Source organism: Microbacterium sp. Leaf351 (assembly GCF_001423825.1).
GTDB lineage: Bacteria > Actinomycetota > Actinomycetes > Actinomycetales > Microbacteriaceae > Microbacterium > Microbacterium ginsengisoli.
The window spans coordinates 189,744-194,184 of record NZ_LMPK01000015.1; the positions used below are offsets into that span (position 1 = coordinate 189,744).

Sequence of the window (4,441 nt, forward strand, 5' to 3'; positions counted from 1 at the left end):
GACCGGGGTGTCGAGGAGCATGGCATCCAGCCTATTCCTGCCCCGCCCGACGCCGCCGCCCTCGCGGCCGGCCTGGGCGGCGGCGGGCGGTGCTCAGCCGAAGAAGCCGAAGCGGATGATGCTGGCGACCCCGACCACGACGCAGTAGATCACGAACGGGTACAGCGTGCGCGTGTGGAAGTAGCGCGACAGGAACGCCACCGCGGCGAAGGCCGCGACGAATGCGCAGATCGAGCCGACTATGACCTGGCCCATGATGCCGCGGGCGTCGGGCTGCAGCAGGTCGGGGACCTTCAGAACCCCGGCGGCGAGGATGACGGGCGTGGCGAGCATGAACGCGAACCGTGCGGCGCTCTCGTGGTCGAGGCGGCGCAGGAGTCCGGCCGAGATCGTCACACCCGAGCGGGAGATGCCGGGCAGCAGGGCGAGCGCCTGGGTGGTGCCGATCAGGGCTCCCTCGCCGAGGGACAGGTCGTCGATGCGGCGGGCGGCGACGCCGCGGGCCTCCGCACGCGACCCGGCGGCACGGGCGGCCCGCCCGGCGAGGATCGTCTGACGGCGACGCAGCAGCTCGGCCGTCAGCAGCACGAGGCCGTTCAGGGTCAGGAAGACGGCGGCCACGAGCGGGGTCGAGAAGAGCACACGCAGCGGCTTCTCGAGCAGCAGGCCGATGACGCCCACCGGGATCGTTCCGATGATGAGCAGCCACGCCAGACGCGCCTCGCTGCGGCCGAGACTGCGGTGGCGCAGCGACCAGAAGAACCCGCGGATCACCGCGACCCAGTCCCGCCAGTAGAAGACGATGAGCGCGAGCGCCGTCGCAACGTGCAACGCCACGACGAACGCGAGGAACGGGGTGTGCCCCGACGAGTCGCCCTGGGTGACGAGGGACTGCCACTCGCCGCCGATCCACGCGGGGACGAGAATGGAATGCCCGAGGCTGGAGATCGGGAAGAGTTCGGTCACTCCCTGGAGGAGTCCGATGACGACGGCCTGCAAATAGGTCAGATCCACGCGGGCATGATCGCACACCCGCTCATGGATGACGCTAAGGAAACGGAACGCCCGATGCCAGACACCCCGTCGCTCGCCGACATCGCCGCCACCGCGCGGGTCGTCGCACTGCCGATGGCGACCCGCTTCCGGGGCGTGACCGTGCGCGAGGCGCTGCTGTTCGAGGGGCCGCAGGGCTGGTCGGAGTTCGCCCCCTTCGCCGAGTACGACGACGACGAGGCATCCGTCTGGCTGCGTGCGGCGATCGATTTCGCGTGGATGCCGCAGCCCGCCGCCCGCCGCGACGAGATCCCGGTGAACGCGACCGTGCCGGCGGTCGCGGCGGACGAGGTGCCCGTGGTGCTGGCCCGCTTCGACGGCTGCCGCACCGCGAAGGTGAAGGTCGCCGAGCGCGGGAAGTCTCTCGCCGACGACGTCGCCCGCGTCGCGGCGGTGCGACGGGCGCTCGGCCCGGAGGGACGCGTGCGCCTCGACGCGAACGGCGGATGGAACGTCGACGAGGCAGAGCACGCCATCCGCGCGCTGGAGCCGTACGACCTCGAATACGTCGAGCAGCCGTGCGCGCGGGTCGACGAGCTCGCCGACATCCGCGCCCGCATGCACGACCTCGACGTGCCGATCGCCGCCGACGAGAGCGTGCGCAAGGCCGAGGATCCCCTCGCCGTGGCCCGCGCGGGGGCGGCCGACATCCTCGTCGTCAAGGCGGCGCCGCTCGGCGGTCTCTCCCGGGCACTGGAGGTCGTGGCCGCGGCGGGGCTGCCGGCGGTGGTCTCGAGCGCGCTCGACACCTCGGTCGGGCTCGGCATGGGACTCGCCCTCGCTGCCGCGCTCCCCGAGCTCGACTACGACTGCGGGCTCGGCACCTCGTCGCTCTTCCTCGCCGACGTCACAGCGCAGCCGCTGCGCCCCGAAGGCGGTGTCATCGCCGTGCGCCGCGTGCAGCCCGACGCGGCGCTGCTGGCGCGGCACGAGGCATCCGACGACCGACGCGACTGGTGGATGTCACGCCTCGCCCGCTGCCACGCGCTGATCGCCGGCTGAGCGAGGCGCGGCTCAGAGCAGCGACTGCAGCAGACCGAGCTGCAGCTGGGCGGTGCCGAAGATGGCGAGGTACACGAGGATCGTGAGAAGCGGGATCCACGGGGTCAGCACGCGGCCGACCTTCGCGAGCGCCGTGCCCGCATAGCCCTCGCGGAACACATGCAGCACGGTGGCGAACCACATGGGAGTCACCGCGAGGTAGACCAGGGCGCACCACGGGCACAGCGTGTGCAGCGAGAAGATGCTCTCGGACGCGAGCCAGAGCACGAAGCCCATCGCGAAGGTCATGCCGGCCAGGAACAGCCACCAGAACCAGGCGGCGAAGCGCGCCCGGGCCAGAAGCCCCACCCCGACCGCGATCGGTGCGGGGAACATCATGAGACCGAGGATCGGGTTCGGGAACCCGAACACGTTGCCCTGCGGCGACTGGATGTTCTTGCCGCACTGGATGAACGCGTTGACCGAGCACGAGAGCGCCGCGTCGGGGTTCTTCAGCAGCGCCAGATCGTCGAGCGTCAGGTTGAACGCCGCGATGAGACCCGCCAGGCCCCCGACGATCAACAGGATCGGGAGGGCGAGCGGGATGCGGGATGCGGGGGCTGCGGCGGCGGTCGGCGTCGGCGAGGTCACCTCGCGAGGCTATCGCGACCGGCGCACGACGGGGTCGCACCGGCGCGGATCCACAGGGATCCGACGGCTCGACACGGCGGCGGCTCAGCCTGCGGGCGACTCGACCAGCAACGACGCCAGAGCCGCGATGCGCTCGGCGCACTGCTGCTCGGCCCGCTTCGGCGACAGGCGCGCGATCGCCGCGTGCACCGCGGCATCCTCCCACGTGTTCACGAGCATCCGGGCGGCCTCGTCGTCGGGGACGCGTAGCGCGAGACGCGACGTGCGCCGGATCTCGGCGATGATCTGCGCGACCCGGGCGGCCATCGCGCCGTCCCAGGCGAGATAGGCACGGGCCAGGCGCTCGTCGCGCATCGCGTTCGTGCGGATCTCACTCATGAGCAGCACGCCGAGACGGTCGTCGGTGGCGATGTCGAGCACGAAGCGCACGATCTCCGCAGTGCTGCGGGGCACCTCGGCGGCGGCCATCTCGGACACGCGGTCCGCGACGCGGGCGAGCTTGGTGTCGGAGACCTGCCGGGCGAGTTCGAAGAAGAGATCCTCCTTCGACTCGAAGTTGGAGTAGAAGGCTCCGCGGGTGAAACCCGCGCGCTCGCAGATCGCCTCGACGGATGCCCCGTCGAAGCCGACTTCTGCGAACACCTCGGAGGCCGCCTCGACCAGGCGGGCTCGGGTGTTCTCGCGACTGCGCGTCGTCGGCATCAGCGACGCACCACCTCTCCGTGCGCTCATCCGCCGTTCAGGTTGCGGGGGATGGCGGACTCTACGATACACACCTGTATCGGATACAGTCATGTATCGAACCCCGAACCTCGATTTCGCGGAGGCGTCGTGTCCACACTGCTCTACTCGCTCGGCCGTTGGTCGTTCCGCCACCCGTGGCGGGTGCTGCTGACCTGGGTGCTGCTGCTGGTCATCGCCGGCGGCGCCGCCGCGGTGTTCGGCAAGGGCACCGACAACGCGTTCTCGATCCCCGGCACGGAGTCCCAGGCCGGCCTCGAGCAGCTCAGCCGCACCTTCCCGCAGGCGGCCGGCACGAGCGCGCAGATCATCGTGGTCGCCGCCCCCGGGCAGACGGTCGACGAGAGCGCCTACACGAGCGAGATCGCGAACACCGTCACCGAGATCGGAGCGCTCGACGGCGTGCTGGGAGCGACCGATCCGTTCGGGAAGACCGTCAACGGCCTCGTCTCCGACGACAAGAGCGCCGCCATCATCAGCATGCAGTTCAACGGCCAGGTCACCGACGTTCCGGCGAGCACGAAGACCGACCTGCAGTCGATCACGACCTCGCTGCAGCACGCCCTCCCCCAGGGCGCCACCGCCCAGCTCGGCGGCGACCTGTTCGCCGTCTCGGTGCCGGGCATCAGCATCACCGAAGCGGTCGGGCTCGTGATCGCCCTGCTGGTGCTGCTCGTCACCTTCCGGTCGTTCCTCATGGCCGGCATGCCCCTCGGGAGCGCCCTCATCGGCGTCGCGATCTCCATGTCGCTCATCCTCGGGGCGACGGCGTTCGCCTCGGTGTCCTCCACGACCCCTCTGCTCGCGCTGATGCTCGGGCTCGCCGTCGGCATCGACTACGCGCTGTTCATCGCCGCGCGACATCAGGACCAGGTGCGCGCCGGCGTCCCTCCGGAAGAGTCCGCCGCCCGCGCGACCGGCACCGCCGGCTCCGCCGTCGTCTTCGCGGGCATCACCGTGCTCATCGCGCTCATCGGCCTCGGCTTCGCGAACATCCCGTTCCTGACGACGATGG

At 70.8% G+C, this 4,441-nt stretch carries 5 protein-coding genes; 2 read left to right on the top strand and 3 right to left on the bottom strand.

Annotated elements, in window-relative coordinates; genetic code table 11:
- Positions 1 to 93: 93 nt before the first annotated feature.
- Positions 94 to 1,014: an undecaprenyl-diphosphate phosphatase gene (locus tag ASG00_RS06595; protein ID WP_056207726.1), complete on the bottom strand. Its 921-nt coding sequence runs from the start codon at positions 1,012 to 1,014 to the stop codon at positions 94 to 96.
- A 54-nt stretch (positions 1,015 to 1,068) separates the two neighbouring features.
- On the opposite strand from ASG00_RS06595, the gene ASG00_RS06600 reads away from it, so the two are divergent.
- Positions 1,069 to 2,055 carry an o-succinylbenzoate synthase gene (locus ASG00_RS06600; protein WP_056207728.1) on the top strand — a complete coding sequence of 329 codons (987 nt, stop codon included), beginning with the start codon at positions 1,069 to 1,071 and terminating at the stop codon, positions 2,053 to 2,055.
- 12 nt (positions 2,056 to 2,067) lie between these two features.
- On the opposite strand, the gene ASG00_RS06605 is transcribed toward ASG00_RS06600, so the two are convergent.
- Together ASG00_RS06605 and ASG00_RS06610 are read right to left on the bottom strand one after the other, a co-directional pair.
- Positions 2,068 to 2,685 carry a vitamin K epoxide reductase family protein gene (locus ASG00_RS06605; protein WP_048808996.1) on the bottom strand — a complete coding sequence of 206 codons (618 nt, stop codon included), beginning with the start codon at positions 2,683 to 2,685 and terminating at the stop codon, positions 2,068 to 2,070.
- A gap of 84 nt (positions 2,686 to 2,769) precedes the next feature.
- Entirely contained in the window at positions 2,770 to 3,387 is a 618-nt protein-coding gene (locus ASG00_RS06610; RefSeq protein ID WP_056207731.1) for a TetR/AcrR family transcriptional regulator, read from the bottom strand.
- 129 nt (positions 3,388 to 3,516) lie between these two features.
- Here ASG00_RS06610 and ASG00_RS17455 point away from each other — a divergent pair.
- The coding region (locus tag ASG00_RS17455; protein WP_235559343.1) for an MMPL family transporter at positions 3,517 to 4,441 on the top strand (925 nt) is incomplete at its 3' end.

What these genes read in the sequence shown, in the direction of transcription:
- ASG00_RS06600 (WP_056207728.1), top strand. Translation starts at nt 1,069, where the DNA reads ATGCCAGACACCCCGTCGCTCGCCGACATCGCCGCCACCGCGCGGGTC.
- ASG00_RS06610 (WP_056207731.1), bottom strand. Translation starts at nt 3,387, where the DNA reads ATGCCGACGACGCGCAGTCGCGAGAACACCCGAGCCCGCCTGGTCGAG.